This is a genomic window from Nocardia thailandica NBRC 100428 (genome assembly GCF_000308795.1).
Classification (GTDB): domain Bacteria; phylum Actinomycetota; class Actinomycetes; order Mycobacteriales; family Mycobacteriaceae; genus Nocardia; species Nocardia thailandica.
In genome coordinates this window covers 1-757 of sequence record NZ_BAGK01000099.1, presented here as the reverse complement: position 1 = coordinate 757, position 757 = coordinate 1, and the positions used below count along the sequence as shown (strand labels likewise).

The window sequence follows — 757 nt, the reverse complement described above, 5'->3', positions numbered from 1 at the left end:
TACTCATTACAACAGCCAAACAGTTTTCGTTTACCGGACTATCACCGTCTATGGCAGGCCGTTCCAGACCACTTCAACTAACCATTTGGTTTCTTACTGTCGCTCGACCCGGCAGAGTCGAGAAAATGAGCCCCACAACACCGCGTAGACAACGCCTGCCGGCTATCACATCTACACGGTTTAGCCTCATCCGCTTTCGCTCGCCACTACTCACGGAATCACTGTTGTTTTCTCTTCCTGTGGGTACTGAGATGTTTCACTTCCCCACGTTCCCTCCACACACCCTATATATTCAGATGCGGGTAACACGACATCACTCGTGCTGGGTTTCCCCATTCGGAAATCCTCGGATCTCAGCTCGGTTGACAGCTCCCCGAGGCTTATCGCAGCCTCCTACGTCCTTCATCGGCTCCTGGTGCCAAGGCATCCACCGAACGCTCTTAAACACTTACAAAACAAAGATGCTCGCGTCCACTGTGCAGTTCTCAAACAACACACCCGCATCGAATCGGCCATCCGGACCAGCACCCCCTCACGAGAGCCGATGTCACAGACGATCCGAGCGGATCGTTTCTTGCCTGGAAAGAACGTCTGTTCTTTCAGGACCCAATAGTGTGTCGGTATATCCACCGCGATCACCGGACATGGCCGGCAACCGAGTGCGATGAAGCTTGTCAGCGTTCCACCCATGAGCACCGCCGGACCACATGTGGGTCCGAAACGGCTCTGCCAGAGACACATTCACCTGTGTGAACGG

General features: G+C 54.2%; 1 rRNA gene. It reads right to left on the bottom strand.

The features are described 5' to 3' along the window. Positions 1–454 (bottom strand): 23S ribosomal RNA (locus ON36_RS35795); the annotation flags it as partial. Positions 455–757 lie beyond the last annotated feature (303 nt).